Source organism: Micromonospora sp. NPDC005298 (genome assembly GCF_040607375.1).
Taxonomy (GTDB): Bacteria; Actinomycetota; Actinomycetes; order Mycobacteriales; family Micromonosporaceae; genus Micromonospora.
Map to the genome: position 1 here is coordinate 118,309 of NZ_JBEXGP010000006.1, position 14,452 is coordinate 132,760.

At 72.7% G+C, this 14,452-nt stretch carries 17 protein-coding genes; 10 read left to right on the forward strand and 7 right to left on the reverse strand.

The genetic code is table 11. From position 1 onward, the window contains the following. Position 1 precedes the first annotated feature (1 nt). Positions 2 to 469 carry a hypothetical protein gene (locus ABZS77_RS13760; RefSeq protein ID WP_354822243.1) on the reverse strand — a complete coding sequence of 156 codons (468 nt, stop codon included), beginning with the start codon at positions 467 to 469 and terminating at the stop codon, positions 2 to 4. A gap of 103 nt (positions 470 to 572) precedes the next feature. Between ABZS77_RS13760 and ABZS77_RS13765 the strand changes: the two genes are divergently transcribed. Beyond that, positions 573 to 1,400, forward strand: a complete 828-nt coding sequence (locus ABZS77_RS13765) for a copper resistance protein CopC (RefSeq protein ID WP_354822245.1) — start codon at positions 573 to 575, stop codon at positions 1,398 to 1,400. Positions 1,401 to 1,655: 255 nt separating this feature from the next. Next, a complete protein-coding gene (locus tag ABZS77_RS13770; protein ID WP_354822247.1) occupies positions 1,656 to 4,487 on the forward strand; it encodes a ricin-type beta-trefoil lectin domain protein in 2,832 nt (943 codons plus the stop codon). A gap of 66 nt (positions 4,488 to 4,553) precedes the next feature. On the opposite strand, the gene ABZS77_RS13775 is transcribed toward ABZS77_RS13770, so the two are convergent. Next, positions 4,554 to 4,940 carry a DUF2267 domain-containing protein gene (locus ABZS77_RS13775; protein ID WP_354822249.1) on the reverse strand — a complete coding sequence of 129 codons (387 nt, stop codon included), beginning with the start codon at positions 4,938 to 4,940 and terminating at the stop codon, positions 4,554 to 4,556. Positions 4,941 to 5,050: 110 nt separating this feature from the next. Here ABZS77_RS13775 and ABZS77_RS13780 point away from each other — a divergent pair, with 110 nt between their 5' ends. The 3 genes from ABZS77_RS13780 (at position 5,051) to ABZS77_RS13790 (ending at position 6,350) form a co-directional block, all read left to right on the forward strand. Continuing rightward, entirely contained in the window at positions 5,051 to 5,437 is a 387-nt protein-coding gene (locus tag ABZS77_RS13780; protein WP_354822251.1) for a nuclear transport factor 2 family protein, read from the forward strand. 161 nt (positions 5,438 to 5,598) lie between these two features. Continuing rightward, positions 5,599 to 5,931, forward strand: a complete 333-nt coding sequence (locus ABZS77_RS13785; RefSeq protein ID WP_354822254.1) for an STAS domain-containing protein — start codon at positions 5,599 to 5,601, stop codon at positions 5,929 to 5,931. Then, positions 5,931 to 6,350 carry an ATP-binding protein gene (locus ABZS77_RS13790; RefSeq protein WP_354822256.1) on the forward strand — a complete coding sequence of 140 codons (420 nt, stop codon included), beginning with the start codon at positions 5,931 to 5,933 and terminating at the stop codon, positions 6,348 to 6,350. Before ABZS77_RS13785 ends, ABZS77_RS13790 begins: the two co-directional genes overlap by 1 nt. Before the next feature lie 18 nt (positions 6,351 to 6,368). On the opposite strand, the gene ABZS77_RS13795 is transcribed toward ABZS77_RS13790, so the two are convergent. Further along, the gene (locus tag ABZS77_RS13795) at positions 6,369 to 7,901 is read right to left on the reverse strand and encodes a SpoIIE family protein phosphatase (protein WP_354822258.1); all 1,533 of its coding nucleotides are present in this window, start codon (positions 7,899 to 7,901) and stop codon (positions 6,369 to 6,371) included. A 153-nt stretch (positions 7,902 to 8,054) separates the two neighbouring features. Here ABZS77_RS13795 and ABZS77_RS13800 point away from each other — a divergent pair, with 153 nt between their 5' ends. Continuing rightward, positions 8,055 to 8,432: a nuclear transport factor 2 family protein gene (locus ABZS77_RS13800; RefSeq protein ID WP_354822260.1), complete on the forward strand. Its 378-nt coding sequence runs from the start codon at positions 8,055 to 8,057 to the stop codon at positions 8,430 to 8,432. 6 nt (positions 8,433 to 8,438) lie between these two features. On the opposite strand, the gene ABZS77_RS13805 is transcribed toward ABZS77_RS13800, so the two are convergent. The 3 genes from ABZS77_RS13805 to ABZS77_RS13815 form a co-directional block, all read right to left on the reverse strand. After that, positions 8,439 to 8,969 (reverse strand): SUKH-4 family immunity protein, encoded by a 531-nt coding sequence (locus ABZS77_RS13805; RefSeq protein WP_354822262.1) that lies wholly within the window; start codon positions 8,967 to 8,969, stop codon positions 8,439 to 8,441. After that, positions 8,966 to 9,493, reverse strand: coding sequence for a molybdenum cofactor biosysynthesis protein (locus ABZS77_RS13810; RefSeq protein ID WP_354822264.1), 528 nt, complete (start codon positions 9,491 to 9,493; stop codon positions 8,966 to 8,968). The genes ABZS77_RS13805 and ABZS77_RS13810 overlap by 4 nt, the downstream gene beginning before the upstream one ends. A 102-nt stretch (positions 9,494 to 9,595) precedes the next feature. After that, positions 9,596 to 9,970, reverse strand: a complete 375-nt coding sequence (locus tag ABZS77_RS13815) for a cupin domain-containing protein (RefSeq protein ID WP_354822266.1) — start codon at positions 9,968 to 9,970, stop codon at positions 9,596 to 9,598. 189 nt (positions 9,971 to 10,159) lie between these two features. On the opposite strand from ABZS77_RS13815, the gene ABZS77_RS13820 reads away from it, so the two are divergent. Beyond that, positions 10,160 to 10,564 carry a hypothetical protein gene (locus ABZS77_RS13820; protein WP_354822268.1) on the forward strand — a complete coding sequence of 135 codons (405 nt, stop codon included), beginning with the start codon at positions 10,160 to 10,162 and terminating at the stop codon, positions 10,562 to 10,564. A 19-nt stretch (positions 10,565 to 10,583) separates the two neighbouring features. Here the strand turns inward: ABZS77_RS13820 and ABZS77_RS13825 are convergent, their stop codons facing one another. Next, positions 10,584 to 11,759: an LLM class flavin-dependent oxidoreductase gene (locus tag ABZS77_RS13825; RefSeq protein ID WP_354822270.1), complete on the reverse strand. Its 1,176-nt coding sequence runs from the start codon at positions 11,757 to 11,759 to the stop codon at positions 10,584 to 10,586. A gap of 178 nt (positions 11,760 to 11,937) precedes the next feature. On the opposite strand from ABZS77_RS13825, the gene ABZS77_RS13830 reads away from it, so the two are divergent. Genes ABZS77_RS13830 through ABZS77_RS13840 form a run of 3 tightly spaced genes read left to right on the forward strand, consistent with a single transcriptional unit; the run spans position 11,938 to position 14,452 of the window. Further along, entirely contained in the window at positions 11,938 to 12,918 is a 981-nt protein-coding gene (locus tag ABZS77_RS13830) for an aliphatic sulfonate ABC transporter substrate-binding protein (protein ID WP_354822272.1), read from the forward strand. Further along, complete coding sequence (locus ABZS77_RS13835; RefSeq protein WP_354822274.1) at positions 12,915 to 13,748, forward strand: ABC transporter permease subunit; 834 nt, start codon at positions 12,915 to 12,917, stop codon at positions 13,746 to 13,748. Before ABZS77_RS13830 ends, ABZS77_RS13835 begins: the two co-directional genes overlap by 4 nt. Continuing rightward, complete coding sequence (locus ABZS77_RS13840; protein WP_354822276.1) at positions 13,721 to 14,452, forward strand: ABC transporter ATP-binding protein; 732 nt, start codon at positions 13,721 to 13,723, stop codon at positions 14,450 to 14,452. The genes ABZS77_RS13835 and ABZS77_RS13840 overlap by 28 nt, the downstream gene beginning before the upstream one ends.

Here is a 14,452-nt window from a genome sequence, read left to right on the forward strand (position 1 = left end):
CTCAGCGGACGACGAGCTGGACCAGCACCAGCTCGGTCTCGTGCGTCTCCACCTCGAACAGCCCGGTCTTGTCGGCGCGGAACTCGACCGAGCCGGGGGTGCCGGCTGGCAGTCGGGCGCCCACGTCGTACCCGTGCACGTGCAGCTCGTCCGGCACGTCGGAGGTGACGGTGATCCGGACCAGCTCGCCCTTGGCGACGGTGACCCGGCCGGTGGGCGGATCGACCCGCCGCTTGGCGATCCGCAAGATGATCTCAACGTCCGCGCTGGGGATGCTGGTGGTGGCGGCAGGTGTCGGACTGGCCGCCGCGGTGGTGGCGCTCGGCGACGCGGCGGCGGTCGTCGTCGGCGTCGAGGAGGTCGCCACGGACGGGTCGTCGCTCTCCCCGCAACCGGCGGCGAGCAGGGTGGCGAGCAGGCCGGCGGCGAGGGCGCCGGAGGTGCGGAGAGCGGGGGTACGGACGAGCACGGGTGGACTCCGAACGACGCGAGGGGGACGGGGGTGGAACTGATCGTCGGGGAGGAGAACTCTACGTCTTGTTCGGCGACTGGGAAATGACCATGATGAACGAATGCGATCGAGGCTGGTCACTGTGCGTACGGTCCTGGGCCGGGTCGCGGCGGCGGTGGCCGCGGCGGCGGTGGTGTCGCTGGCACTGCCCGCCGCGCCGGCGTCCGCGCACGGGCAGTTGGCGACGTCGACCCCGCTGACCGGGACGGTGGTACGCGAGCCGCTGGACCGGTTGGCGTTGTACTTCACCGAGAAGCCGGCCGCGAACGCGCACTTCACCATCACCGGGCCGAACGGGTCGCGGGTGGACAACGGCTGGTCGTTCGGTGAGCCGAAGCGGCTGGACAAGCCGGTCACCGAGTACTTCATGGTCAACGGCGTGTTCGAGCCGCGGCTGTACCACACCGGCTTCCCCGCCATGGTGACCGTGGCGCACTGGCCGGCGAAGGGCCGCTACACGGCCAGCTACCTCTCCGTCGCGTCCGACGGTGAGGCGGTGCGGGGCGACGTCACGTTCGACTACCAGGGCCCCGGCACGGCGGCGCCGGCCGGCTGGACTGCCCCCACGAACGGGCCGGAGCCGGCCCTGCTGGCCCTGGCCGAGGGCGACCACTCGTCCGCGACGGCCGCACCGGCGACGACGACCGGCGCGCCGGTGGCCGGGCCGACCGCACCTCCGGCGGACGGTGGCCTGCCGCCCTGGCTGCTCCCCGCCGGCGTGGTGCTCGTCGTCGGCGCGATCGTCGTGGTGGCGGCCCGGCGCAAGCCCGCCCCGGGCCGGTCGACCGGCGCCGCCCGCCGACCCGCCGGCACCACCCGCCAGTCCGGCGGCGTCGCACGTCAACGGGGCGGCACGAGTCGCAAGCCGGCCCGCCGGGGCCGGCGTTAGAGCCGGGCGACACACCTGGCGGTACGACGCGTCCAGCCCCGACTTTCGTACGAACATGGGGAACTTTTGATGTATCGACGCGAAGCCATGGACAGCGCAATCGAAACCCCTTAATGTCTCGACCCATCAACCCGGTGTTTCCGGATCGTCACTCGTCGGCGTCGAGGGCGTTTCGGAGCCGGGCCGGCGGCCACCGCCTCACACCACCGCTTCGTACGCCGGCCGTCGGACACTCCGATCTCCTCTGGAGGAACGATGGGCACACGGCTGCTACGCCGACTCCGCAGTCCCCTCCTGGGTGCGCTGGCACTCGTCCTCGCCGGCGGCCTCTGGGCCGACCCGGCCAGCGCCGCCCCCGAACAGGAACCGGGCGTCACGCTGCGCGTCTTCGACGTGCAGGTGCCGCTCTCCGAGATCTGCACCCTCAAGCCCGCGCAGACCCCGAACGTGGACAAACTGATGTCCACGATCAACTGGACGTCGACGGCCGACTTCGGCTTCGACAACTACTTCGTCTCGCAGGTGCTCGGCAACATCACCATCTCCCAGGCCGGCAGCTACACGTTCCGGCTCAGCAGCGACGACGGCTCCAAGCTGGCGATCGACAACAGCGTGGTGATCAACCACGACGGCCTGCACGGCGCCACCCCGCCCAAGGAGGGCACCGTCACCCTCGCCGCCGGTCTGCATCCGCTGCGCATCGACCACTTCGAGCGCGACGGCGGGCAGCAGATCACCCTGGAGTGGCGTACACCCGGCTCGTCGTCCTTCGTGGTCGTACCGAACTCGGTGCTGAGCACCGACGCGGGCGTGGTCCGGGTCACCGCGCCGGGTCGCAAGGAGTGCGAGGGGGTCACCGACTCCCCCGGTGACGGTCTGCCGCTGACCGGGGTGCACCCCGGCTACACGCTGACCAACCTGCGGCCCAGCGGCTTCCAGCCGAAGGTCACCGGCATGGACTGGCTGCCCGACGGCCGGCTGGTCATCTCGACCTGGGGCGGCAGCGACCAGTCCGGCACGTCCCAGGACGGCGAGGTGTGGATCCTCGGCAACACCGCCGGGTCGACGACGCCGGGCGCGGTGACCACCAAGAAGATCGCTGGCGGCCTCAAGGAGCCGATGGGGCTCAAGGTCGTCGACGGTGTGGTCTACGTCTCGGAGAAGCAGCGGCTGACCCGGCTGGTGAGCACCACGGGTGACGAGGTGGCCGAGCGGCTGGACACCGTGGCCACCTGGCCGTACGGCGGGAACTTCCACGAGTTCGCGTTCGGCCTGCTCTACCAGGACGGGTTCTTCTACCTGAACCTGTCGGTGTCGATCAACTCCGGTGGCGCGACGACCAACCCGCAGCCGGCCGTCAACCGGGGCACCACCCTGAAGGTCAACAAGGACACCGGCGCGGTCAGCTACGTCGCCGGTGGCCTGCGTACCCCGCACGGCATCGGTTGGGGTCCCGAGGGCGGCATCTTCGTCACCGACAACCAGGGCGGTTGGCTGCCCTCGTCGAAGCTGCTGCACGTCAAGCAGGGCCGCTTCTTCAACCACTTCACCAACCCGGCGGGCCCGTTCGACGCCAACCCGGTCACCGCGCCGGTGCTCTGGATGCCGCAGAACGAGATCGCCAACTCGCCGAGCACCCCGCTGTACCTGACCAGCGGCCGCTACCCCGGGCAGTTCCTCATCGGCGACGTCACCTACGGCGGTCTCCAGCGGGCGTACGTGGAGAAGGTCAACGGCGAGTACCAGGGCGCCCTGTTCCGGCTCACCCAGGGCCTGGAGGCGGGCGTCTCGGAGGTCAACGTCGGCCCGGACGGCGCGATCTACGTCGGCGGGCTCGGCGCGGGCGGCAACTGGGGCCAGACCGGCAAGCTGTCGTACGGCCTGCAGAAGCTCACCCCGAACAGCACCACGGCGTTCGAGATGCTGGCCATGCGGGCCACCACCGCCGGGTTCGAGGTGGAGTACACCCGGCCCGTGTCGGCGGAGACGGCAGCCGAGCTGGCCGCCCACTACAAGATCAAGCAATGGCGGTACGTGGCGACGTCCAGCTACGGCGGCCCGAAGATCGACGAGGAGACGCTCACCGTCACCTCGGCCACCCTCTCGGCGGACGGCAGGAAGGTCACCCTCGCCGTGGACGGCCGCAAGGCCGGCCGGGTGGTGCACCTGCGCTCGCCGCGCCCGTTCACCTCCACCAGCGGCCAGTCACTGTGGAGCACCGAGGCGTGGTACACGCTGAACGCCATCCCGGGCGTCACCCCGCCACCCGGTGGCGGAACCAACCTGGCGCTCAACAAGGCGGCCACCGCCGACAGCTCCTGCTCGACGACGGAGAGCCCGGCCAAGGCCGTCAACGGCAGCGTCTCCGGCGGCAACGGCGACAAGTGGTGCTCCAAGGGCACCACGAAGTACCTCCAGGTGGACCTGGGCGCCCCGTACGCGGTGAACCGGGTGGTGGTCAAGCACGCCGGCGCGGGCGGTGAGAACACCGCCTGGAACACCCGGGACTTCACGGTCGCGTCCAGCCCCGACGGCACGACCTGGACCACCCGGGCCACGGTCGCTGGCAACACGGCGAGCACCACCACGCACGACGTGGTCGCACCGGGCACCCGCCACATCCGGTTGGCCATCACCGCGCCGACCAGCACCACCGACCCGGCCGCACGGATCTACGAACTGGAGGTGTACGCCGGCGCCGGCGGCGCGGGCAGCATCACCGGTGTCGGTGGCAAGTGCCTGGACGTGGACAACGCCGGCACGGCCGACGGCACGAAGATCCAGCTCTGGACGTGCAACGGCACCGGCGCCCAGTCGTGGAGCCGCGTCGGCGACACGTACCGGGTCCTCGGCAAGTGCCTGGACATCGACAACGCGGGCACCGCCGACGGCACGAAGGTGCAGTTGTGGACGTGCAACGGCACCGGCGCGCAGGTGTGGCAACCGCAGTCAGACGGGTCGATCCGCAACCCGCAGTCGGGCAAGGTCCTGGAGGCCGCCGGCGCGGGCACCGCCGACGGCACCCAGATCCAGATCGGCACCAACTCCGGTGGCGCGCACCAGAGGTGGGTGGTCAACGCCAGCTAGCGCCGGCGGCGGGGTCCGGCCGGTCGACGGTCGGGCCCCGCCCACGGTGGTCGACCCGGCGCCCGGTCAGGGGCCGTGCGGCAACGGCTGGGCCAACGCCCGCAGGTCCGCCGGGAGTTGGGACAGCGCGTCCTCGAACTCCCGGTGCCCGACCACCCGGTGCATGGTCTGGAGCACGGCCCGGGTGCCGCGCTCGGCGGCGGACCGGTCCGTGTCGGCGCGGTCGGCGACCCGGCGCAGGAACTCGTCGAACCCGAACGCCTCCGGCGCCTCGGCGGCCTTGACCAGCAGTGGGCTGAGCTCGGCGGCCAGGTGGGGCGCGAGCGCGGCGGCCTCCCCGCCGCTGAGCCGCTCGGTGAGGGTCCGCAGGACCGCCTCGGTCAGTGGGCGCGCCTGCTGCGGCGACACACCAGCCCGCGCGGCAACCTTGTCGACGAACGTCAGCTCGGCCATGCCCCCGCCTCTCGCTCCGGAAACGCGTGGCTACCCGGGCCGACCAGCGGCAAACCCGGCGCGTTCTGTTCGTTGCTCCGCGCGGCTCCGGCCCGGTCTCGTACGGTGAGGTGGACCGGGAGACGGCGGCCGCCCGAGGGTGGCCCGCGGCGCAGGAGGAGCAGATGGCGGTCGACCTGCCCGACGTGATCGACCGGTACTTCCGGGCCGTCGACGACGGCGACCTGGACGCCTTCGCGGCGTGCTTCGCGGACACGGCGAGCGTGGCGGACGAGGACCGGCTGTACGAGGGGCGGGCCTCGATCCGCGCGTGGCGGCAGAAGTCGATGGACGCGTACTCGTACACGGCCGAGCCGCTGCGGGTGGCGCCCCAGGCGGGCGACTCGTACCAGGTCCTCGTCCGGGTGAGCGGCACCTTCCCCGGCAGCCCGGTGGAGCTGCGGTACCGGTTCACGCTGCGCGACGGCCTGATCGGGGCGCTCGACATCCGCCCGTAGGTCGTCCGGGGCGCAAGGCCGCGCCCGACCGGTACCGTCCGGCCGAACGGGCGGGAACGGGCCGTTGTTGATCACGCCCGAACGGACGACACGGTCCTTCCGGCGGCGGGTGGCATGATGTGCCCACAAGCCGTCGCTACCAGGAAGGGTGTTGCTTCCCGATGCCCCACTTCGAGGCCCGGACGTCCACCGCGCCCGGGCGGATCGTGGTCACCCTGACCGGCGAGTGTGACCTGGCCGCCCGGGACGAGCTGACCTCCGTGCTGGCCTCGGCGGTGCGCGGCGCACCAGTCGTGGTGGTCGACGTGGGCGGGCTGCGGTTCCTGGACTCCACCGGCCTGCACACCCTGGTGACGGCCCACCGTTCCGCGCACGCGGACGGCCGGCGGCTCTACGCGGTGAACGCCGACGGGCCGGTCGCCACCGTGCTGGACATCACCGGCGTGGGACACCTGCTGAGCCCGCCCGCCGACGACCCGCAGCTGGCCGGCTGATGCCGGCCGACCGGCGGGAGACCGTGACCGAGCAGGCCACGTCCGCCCCTGCCACGGACACCATGGCGTACCAGGTGGCGACCGATCTGCGGGCGCTGCGGGCGTTCGTCTGCGCCGGCGCCTCGGCCCGGGGTCTGGCACCGCACCGACTGGAGCTGCTGGCGCTGGCGGTGAGCGAGCTGGCCACCAACACGCTTCAGCACACGACCGGCGGCGGCCGGATCCGGCTCTGGACCGAGGCGGGCCACCTGGTCTGCGACGTCGTCGACCAGGGGCCGACGCGGACGTTCGGTCGGGGCATGCCGGCCGCCGAGGCGGTACGCGGGCGAGGGCTCGCCATCGTCGAGAAGGTCTGCGACGAGGTCGCCGTGTTCAGCGCGCCGGAGGGGACCGTCGTACGGATCCGGCTGGAGCTGTGACCCGGCCGGCGACGTCGGTCAGGGCAGCACGCGCACGGCCAGGGTGCAGGTGTCGTCGTCCGGGTTGGGGTGGTGCAGCAGGTCGCGCAGTCGACCGAGGGCCGGCTCCCCCGACCCGGCGGTGAACGCGGACAACGTCGCGGTCACCTGCTCCAGCAGCGCGTCGGCGGGCACCCGCCGTTCCACCAGCCCGTCGGTGTAGAACAGCACCAGGTCACCGGTGCACAGGCGCGGCGTGCGCTGCCCGTACGTCGCGTCGGCGCTGGCACCCAGCAGCATCCCCGGTGGAAGGTCGAGCGGGCCGGTGTCGCCGGCGCGGGACAGCAGCGGCGCCAGGTGTCCGGCGCGTGCCCAGCGCAGCACCCGGGTCGCCGGGTCGTAGACGGCGACCACCGCCGTGGCGGTGATCTTGAGCTGCGCGCAGAGTCGGTTGAGGTGGCCCAGCAGCACCGACGGGTCGTGGATGCCGATCGACAGCCAGGCCACCAGGGCGAAGCGCAGGTGCGCCATCCCGCTGGCGGCGTCCAGACCGTGACCGGCGACGTCGCCGACGACGAGCACGACCGTGCCGTCCGGCAGGTTCTGGGCGTGGTACCAGTCCCCGCCCACCCGGGCGGCGCTCTCCGCTGGCAGGTAGGTGACCATCGCCTCCAGGCCGGCCAGCCCGAACACGTCGCGAGGCACCGGCTGGATCAGGTTCTGCAACTGCCCGGCCAGCCGGTGTTCGGCCAGCGCGGTGATCTCCCGGGTCCGGAGCTGGTCGCTGAGCCGCTCGATGGCGGTCCGCGAGTCCACCCGCGCGGTCACGTCCTGCACCACGGCGTGGATCTTCAGCGGTGCGCCGGCCGCGTCCCGGGAGGCGTCGGAGAGGACCCGCAGGTACTTCACCGAACTCGCCGCCTGGAACCGGACCGTGACGTCCGACGACGCCCCGCTGTCAAGCGTCTGCCAGGCCACCTCGCCCAGCATCCGGTCGGCGGGGAGCATGGCCGCCGCCTGCTCGGCGCGGGACAGCGGACCCAGCGCCGGATCCCGCTCGAAGATCCGGTACATCCCGGGTGACCACTGGCTGACCCCGCTGGCCAGGTCGTACTCGGCCCAGCCGAGGCTGCCCAACAGTTCGGTACGCGCCAACCGGCGCCGGTCCTCGTCCAGCCGGCGCCAGGCGACCAGCAGGCCACCGAGCACCCGGTCCACCTGCACGTCGAACAGCGAGTCGGCGACGACGCCCGCGAGTTCCTCCGCGTACCGGAAGTCGGCCAGACGGCCGGGCGATCCGGTGGCGATCACCTCCTGGTACAGCCGCCAGAGGGGACCGTCGATCATCTTCGGGTACAACTCGCTGAGCAGCCGGCCCACCCGGCCGACCCCACGGCCGTAGATGTCGTGGCCCGGCCCGCTGGTGGCCGCGACCCGGAAGTCGACGACCACGCCGCCGTCGTGCACCGGGCGCAGCCAGGTGCACCCGGCCGGGACGACCGCGAGGATCTCCCGGACAACGTCCTCGACGCGGTACGCCGGGTCAGCGGCGGACGCGCCTCGGTCAGTCACGACAGCAGCCTAGTCAGCGGCCGGCCGGGGGCCCACGCCCGGCGCGACGCACCCGGACGCGGATCCGCACGTGGCTGCGCCCTCCTGCTGCCACAATGCGGACAGCCCGGTCGGACGATGACCCCGGGCGGACCCGATCGGGAGGGCGACACCATGCCGGACAGCGAACGTGAGGCCGAACTGCTCGATGCCGAGCGCACTCTCCAGGCCGCCCAGCGGGCCGGTGACGTCGCCGCCCTCGACCAGTTGCTCTTCGACCAGTTGATCGCCGTCGGTCCGGACGGCCGCTCGTACCGCAAGGAGGACGACCTGACCGCGTACCGGGACCGCACCTCGGTGATCGAGGAGTTGGTCGAGGAGGAGCTGGACCTGCTCGTGGTCGGCTCGACCGGTGTGACGCTCTTCCTCGGCCGGGTGGCTGGCGTGTTCGACGGGGTGCCGATGTCGGTGCGCCTGCGCTACACGCGGACCTGGGTACACGACGATCCGCACGGCTGGCGGGTCCTCGCCGCGCACATCAGCCCGATCTGACCCCCGTCACGGTTCCTCGTCCTCGTCCTCGTCGAGCAGGTCCTGCTCGTCGAGGAACGCGAACCACCGGTCGTCGGCCGGGGCCAGCTCGGCGTAGCCCGGGCCGAGCACGTAGTAGTCCACGAAGGAGCCCAGGTCGGGGGCCAGCTCCTCGAACGCGTCGGACATGAACCACTCGGTGCCGGTCGGCGGGAAGTACCAGACGGCGCCGGTGCCGCGGTCCATGAGGATCGGCTCGTCGCCGCAGGTGCCGATCACCAACCACCCCGCCCGGTCCTGCGGGATGGTGGAGAAGTCCGGGGCGTAGTCGAGGTGGTACTGGATGCCGGCGAGGGCCGACGCGGACGCCAGCTCGACCCGGCCGGCGCGCAGGCCGTCGGCCACCAGCAGCAGGTCCCGCAGGTCGGCCGGGAGGCCGGCCGGCAGGGCGTCGATCGCGGCGCCCTCGCCGACGTGGGCGTACTCCAGGCTCGCCGGCTCGTCCTGGACCAGGTCGGCCCGCAGCTCCCCGATGAGCTGGCGCAGCTCGGGCGTCATCGCACCACCTCCGGATGGTCCTGGGTTGTCGGTGGTCGGGCTCTCGCGCGCACCGGCCCGACCGTGATGTCGACCGGGCCGACGCGCAGGGTGCCGTCGTCCAGCGGCGTGCACCGGATGCCGCCGGTGGTGCGCAGCGCCTTCCACGCGCCGGGGCCGACGGTGACGTCCATCCAGGCGCAGGGTCGGGCCGCGCGGTTGACCCGCAGGCTGACCGGGCCGTCCCCGGAGTCCAGGACCAGCACCCGGCCGATCAGTTCGTCCACCGCGATGCCGCTGGTCAGAATGTTGCGGCGGACCTGGGCGAGACCGACGCCGGCCGGCAGGGACTCCTGGGCGATGACTGTCACGCTGGCGTCGCGGTGTGCCTGCTGGCCGAAGTAGCGGTCACCGACGATGCCGAGGCCGGAACGGATCCGGACCACGTCGACGAGTTCGTCGGGCGGGGCCGGTGCCGGACCGTCGGCGGGCCGGCCCAGGAAGCGGTGCACGGGCGAGGCCAGCAACTCGACGATCTCCGGCATGGCAGGGATTCTACGAACCGGACGGCGTCCTCCGTGCCCGGTCGACGGACGCCGCGCTGATCACCGGAGAACAATCAGCACGGCCCGACGCCGCCGCAGCGTTCACTCCACCTTGGTGAGCAGCGGCTTGCCCTTCTCCACGACGTACGTGGCCAACTCGACGGCGATGCCGCTACCGACGTTGCGGGCCTGGTGGTGGACGCCGTACGGCACGGTGAGCGCGTCACCGGCGTCGCACACCACCGGCGGCTGACCCTCGAGCGTGTACTCGAGCGAGCCCTGGAGCACGCAGATGATCTCCTCGCCCGGATGGAAGTGTTTGAACGGCGGCGAGTCCGGAGTGAACTCCACCCGGCTCTGCACGACCTCACGTCCCGGGATGCTGAGGTCGTGCCTCTGGAGGTCGACACGCCACAGCCCCGGTGCGCCCTCAACCGCTGTCGGGCTGATGCCCGCGGGCCGGTCGTCGCCACTCATCACGGCCTCCTGTGAGCCGTCGGTGAACGGCGATCGCTCCGGTGGGCGGATTTCTTCCGAGGATAGGACCCGTCGACCCGTCGGGGGCGAAGACGCCGAACAACGGCGGCCGTACGCCTCGCCCGGCGGTGCGCCGTCACCAGCCGGGGCGACAATCCGGTCCGCCGGCCCGCGAGGCATGATCGCCGGATGACGGCGACGAGGGGTACGCGGGCACTGCTCGGTGTTCTGTTCCTGGCGGCGGGCACGGTCGGGGTGTGGCTGCTCTGGCTGAGCTGGGACACCGGGTACACGGTCGACGCGCGAACCGGCGCGACGAGCGGCCCGTACGCGCCGTGGCAGGTGGCCGGCTGCGTGCTGACGCTGGTGCTGCTGGCCGCGCTCGCCGGCACACGGTTGAGCCCGTGGCTGGTGGCGCCGGTGATGACGGTGGCCTTCACGGCGGCCTGGTCGTGGCGGGCCGCGTCGACCGACGACAGCGGGTTGTGGCCGGTCGGGGCGGCTCTGGTGCTGCTCGGTGTGGCGGCCGGCAGCACGGTGGTGAGTCTCGCCGCGCGGCGGGTCGGCCGGAGGCTGGCCGGCCGACCCGGCTGAGTCGCGTCGCTCGGCCCGGTCAGCGGGCCGGGGCGGGCTCCGGCGTCGGCACCCCGGCGAAGGGGATGTCGACCTGCCCCACGGACCCGGGCTGGCCGTCGGGGTGCCGCCACAGTCCCCGGTCGCGCAGGATCGGCAGCACTCCCTCGCCGAACCAGTACGCCTCCTCCAGGTGGGGGTAGCCGGAGAGGATGAACTCTTCGATGCCGAGCGCGTGGTACTCGGCGATCCGGTCGGCGATCTCGTTGTGGCTGCCGACGAGGGCGGTGCCGGCCCCACCACGGACCAGCCCGACGCCGGCCCACAGGTTCGGCGCGATCTCCAGCCGGTCGCGGGAGCCGCCGTGCAGGTCGAGCATCCGGCGCTGCCCCTCGGACTCGCTGCGGCGCAGCCCGTCCTGCACGGCCTGGATGTCGGCCTCGGCGATGCCGTCGAGCAGGCGGCGGGCCTGCGTCCAGGCCTGCTCGGCGGTGTCCCGGGCGATGACGTGCAGGCGGATGCCGAAGCGCAGCTCGCGTCCGGCGTCGGCGGCCAGCGCGCGGACCCGGTCGAGCTTGTCGGCGACCTGGGCCGGCGGCTCGCCCCAGGTGAGGTAGACGTCGCTGTGGCGCACCGCCACCGGCAGGGCGGCGGCGGACGAGCCACCGAAGTAGACAGGCGGCGTCGGGTCGGGCAGCCGGTGCAGCCGCGCCCGCTCGACGCGCAGGTGGTCGCCGGTGTGGTCGACCGTCTCGCCCCGCCACAGCGCGCGTACGACGTGCAGGAACTCGTCGGCCCGCGCGTACCGGGCGTCCTTGTCCAGGAAGTCGCCGTAGGCCCGCTGCTCCTGCGACTCGCCGCCGGTGACCACGTTGAGCAGGAGTCGTCCCCGGGACAGCCGTTGGAAGGTCGAGGCCATCTGCGCGGCGAGGGTGGGCGACAGCAGACCGGGGCGGAAGGCGACCAGGAACCTGAGGCGCTCGGTGACCTCGGTGAGCATCGCCGTGGTCAGCCAGGCGTCCTCGCACCAGGCGCCGGTGGGGGTGAGTGCGCCGACGAAGCCGAGTTGCTCGGCCGTGCGGGCGATCTGCCCGAGGTACGCCACGCTGGCCGGGCGTGCGCCTCCGGCGGCCCCGGTCGGTACGCCGTGTCCGCCGCCGACGATGTCGCGGCTGTCGCCGTTGGTGGGCAGGAACCAGTGGAAGGTGAGGGTCATCGAGGGCTCTTCTCCGTCGGCGTGGCGGTCGGCGCGCGCGGCGAGGCGGGCACCTCCTGAGGGGTGGGACGATCGCGGGATCAGCCTACCCATAAAACCTATCGGGTTAGTAGGCTACCGGCCACGCACGTACGCCGGTCAATGCGGCCCGGCCCACCCGTTCGCCCAAGGAGCCGCCATGCGCACCTTCTCGATCAGCCATCTCCCGTACCGCCGTCGACTGGCCACGGCCGCGCTGACGGCCGTCGCCCTGCTCGCCACGGCCGCCGTCAGCGCCTGCGGTGGGTCCGCCGACGCCGCCGGCGACACCGGCAAGCTCCGGATCGGGTACCAGCGGTTCGGCGGGCTGAGCCTGGTCAAGGCGCGCGGCGGCACGCCGGACGTCGAGTGGTCACTGTTCGAGAGCGGCCCGGCGCTCACCGAGGCGCTCAAGGCCGGCTCCATCGACATCGGGCAGGTCGGCGAGGCGCCCCCGGTCTTCGCCGCGGCCGGGAAGATCCCGTTCTCCATCATCGGCACCTCGGCGCCCATTCCCCAGGGTGAGGCCGTGCTGGTCAAGGCCGAGCGGGGCTTTCGCAGCTTCGCCGACCTCAAGGGCCGCACGGTGGCCCTCAACAAGGGCTCCAATGTGCACTGGTTGCTGGTCCGCCTGCTGGAGGCGAACCACATGACCCTCAAGGACATCCAGGTCAAGTACCTCAAGCCCGCCGAGGGCCGGCCCGCGTTCGACAGCGGCCAGGTCGACGCCTGGGTGATCTGGGACCCGTACTTCGCGCTGGCCGAACAGCCGGGGGTCCAGGTGCTCGCCGACGCGACCGGCCTGGCCAGCAACCGCGAGTACGTGCTGGCCGCCCCCGACGCCGTCGACAAGCGTCCGGACGAGATCCGGTCCTTCCTCCAGCGCTACCGCGAGGTGACCGACTGGGGCATCGCCCACCCCGAGGAGCGGGCCACCACCCTCGCGCCGGAGCTGAAGATCCCGCAGGACGTCACCGGTCGCGCCCTGGCCCGCAGCGCCCGGCCGCTGGCCCCGGTCACCCCGGCCATCGGCGACGAACTCCAGGCGATCACCGACAGCTTCATCGCCCTGGGCCTCATCCCCGGGCCGGTCGACCTGCGGTCCCGGATCGACAACCGGTTCGGCGAGGTCTTCAGGTGAGCCGTACGACGCTCGTCGAGGCACCCGGTGCGGTCGCCCCGGTCGTTCCCGTCGCGCCCACCCGTCAGCGGCCGGCCCGGCGCTGGCGGCGACTGGTCAGCCCGGTGGCGCTCGTCCTGGCCTGGGAGGTGGCCGCGCGGACCGGACTGCTGGCGCCGGAGAAACTGCCGGCGCCCAGCGCGGTCCTGGCGACCGGCTGGCGGCTGACCCGGGACGGCACCCTCGCCGTGCACCTGCTGGACTCCCTCACCCGCGCCGGGGCGGGACTGCTGCTCGGCGGTGTGCTGGCCCTGATCCTGGGCACCGTGGCGGGGCTGCTGCGGCTCGGCGACGACCTGGTCGACCCGCCGGTGCAGATGGCCCGGATGCTGCCGCACCTCGGTCTCGTCCCGTTGCTGATCATCTGGGTCGGCATCGGCGAATCGCTCAAGATCAGCCTGGTGGCGCTCGGCGCGTTCTTCCCCCTGTACTTCAACACCTACGCCGGCATCCGGGACATCGACGAACGGCTGGTGGAGGCGGCCCGCACCTGCGGCCTCGGGCAGGCCGCGCGCCTGCGCCACGTGGTGCTTCCCGGGGCGCTGCCCGCCCTCTTCCTCGGGCTGCGGCTGGCGATCGGGGCGGCCTGGCTCAGCCTGGTCGTCGGCGAACAGGTCAACGCCCAGACCGGGATCGGCTTTCTGATGATGGAGGCCCGGGAGTTCAGCCAGACCGACGTGGTGGTGCTCGGCCTGCTCGTCTACGCCCTGCTGGGACTGATATCCGACCTTGCGTTGCGCGTCGCGGAGAGGAGGATGTTGACATGGCGTCGCGGACTGCGGGCCACCTGAACGGCACCGCGCCGGTTCTCACCGCCAGGGCGGTACGCCGCGCGTTCGGGCCGACGGTCGTGCTGGCCGGTGTCGACCTGACCATCGCCCGCGGCGAGGTCGTCGCCCTGCTCGGCGGCAGCGGTTCCGGCAAGAGCACCCTCCTGCGGATCCTCGCCGGGTTGGACGGCGACGCCAGCGGCACGAGCGTCGTGCACGGCACCGCCGCCGTGGTCTTCCAGGAACACCGGCTGCTGCCCTGGAAGCGGGTGGCGGAGAACGTCGGGCTGGGACTGTCCGGTGCGGACACCGCCGGGCGGGTCCGGCGGGCGCTGGCCGAGGTCGGGCTCGCCGACCGGCACCGCGCCTGGCCCGCCGAGCTGTCCGGCGGGCAGGCGCAGCGCGTCGCCGTCGCGCGGGCGCTGGTCCGCGAACCGGACCTGCTGCTGCTCGACGAACCGTTCGGCGCCCTCGACGCGCTGACCAGGCTGCGGATGCAGATCCTGCTGCGCCGCCTGCGCGCCGAGCACGGCTTCGCCGCCCTGCTGGTCACCCACGACGTGGAGGAGGCACTGCTGCTCGCCGACCGGATCCTGCTGCTCGACGACTGCCGCATCGCCGCGGACCTGCCCGTCGACCTGGCCCCCAACCGGACGCCGGACGACCCGGCCTTCGGCGCGCTGCGCCGCCACCTGCTCGACCGGCTCGGCGTACCCACCACCTGA

What these genes read in the sequence shown, in the direction of transcription:
- ABZS77_RS13840 (WP_354822276.1), top strand. Translation starts at nt 13,721, where the DNA reads ATGGCGTCGCGGACTGCGGGCCACCTGAACGGCACCGCGCCGGTTCTC.
- ABZS77_RS13810 (WP_354822264.1), bottom strand. Translation starts at nt 9,493, where the DNA reads ATGCCGGAGATCGTCGAGTTGCTGGCCTCGCCCGTGCACCGCTTCCTG.
- ABZS77_RS13775 (WP_354822249.1), bottom strand. Translation starts at nt 4,940, where the DNA reads ATGGCCGAGCTGACGTTCGTCGACAAGGTTGCCGCGCGGGCTGGTGTG.
- ABZS77_RS13815 (WP_354822266.1), bottom strand. Translation starts at nt 9,970, where the DNA reads ATGAGTGGCGACGACCGGCCCGCGGGCATCAGCCCGACAGCGGTTGAG.
- ABZS77_RS13805 (WP_354822262.1), bottom strand. Translation starts at nt 8,969, where the DNA reads ATGACGCCCGAGCTGCGCCAGCTCATCGGGGAGCTGCGGGCCGACCTG.
- ABZS77_RS13765 (WP_354822245.1), top strand. Translation starts at nt 573, where the DNA reads ATGCGATCGAGGCTGGTCACTGTGCGTACGGTCCTGGGCCGGGTCGCG.
- ABZS77_RS13800 (WP_354822260.1), top strand. Translation starts at nt 8,055, where the DNA reads ATGCCGGACAGCGAACGTGAGGCCGAACTGCTCGATGCCGAGCGCACT.
- ABZS77_RS13785 (WP_354822254.1), top strand. Translation starts at nt 5,599, where the DNA reads ATGCCCCACTTCGAGGCCCGGACGTCCACCGCGCCCGGGCGGATCGTG.
- ABZS77_RS13825 (WP_354822270.1), bottom strand. Translation starts at nt 11,759, where the DNA reads ATGACCCTCACCTTCCACTGGTTCCTGCCCACCAACGGCGACAGCCGC.
- ABZS77_RS13820 (WP_354822268.1), top strand. Translation starts at nt 10,160, where the DNA reads ATGACGGCGACGAGGGGTACGCGGGCACTGCTCGGTGTTCTGTTCCTG.
- ABZS77_RS13790 (WP_354822256.1), top strand. Translation starts at nt 5,931, where the DNA reads ATGCCGGCCGACCGGCGGGAGACCGTGACCGAGCAGGCCACGTCCGCC.
- ABZS77_RS13830 (WP_354822272.1), top strand. Translation starts at nt 11,938, where the DNA reads ATGCGCACCTTCTCGATCAGCCATCTCCCGTACCGCCGTCGACTGGCC.
- ABZS77_RS13770 (WP_354822247.1), top strand. Translation starts at nt 1,656, where the DNA reads ATGGGCACACGGCTGCTACGCCGACTCCGCAGTCCCCTCCTGGGTGCG.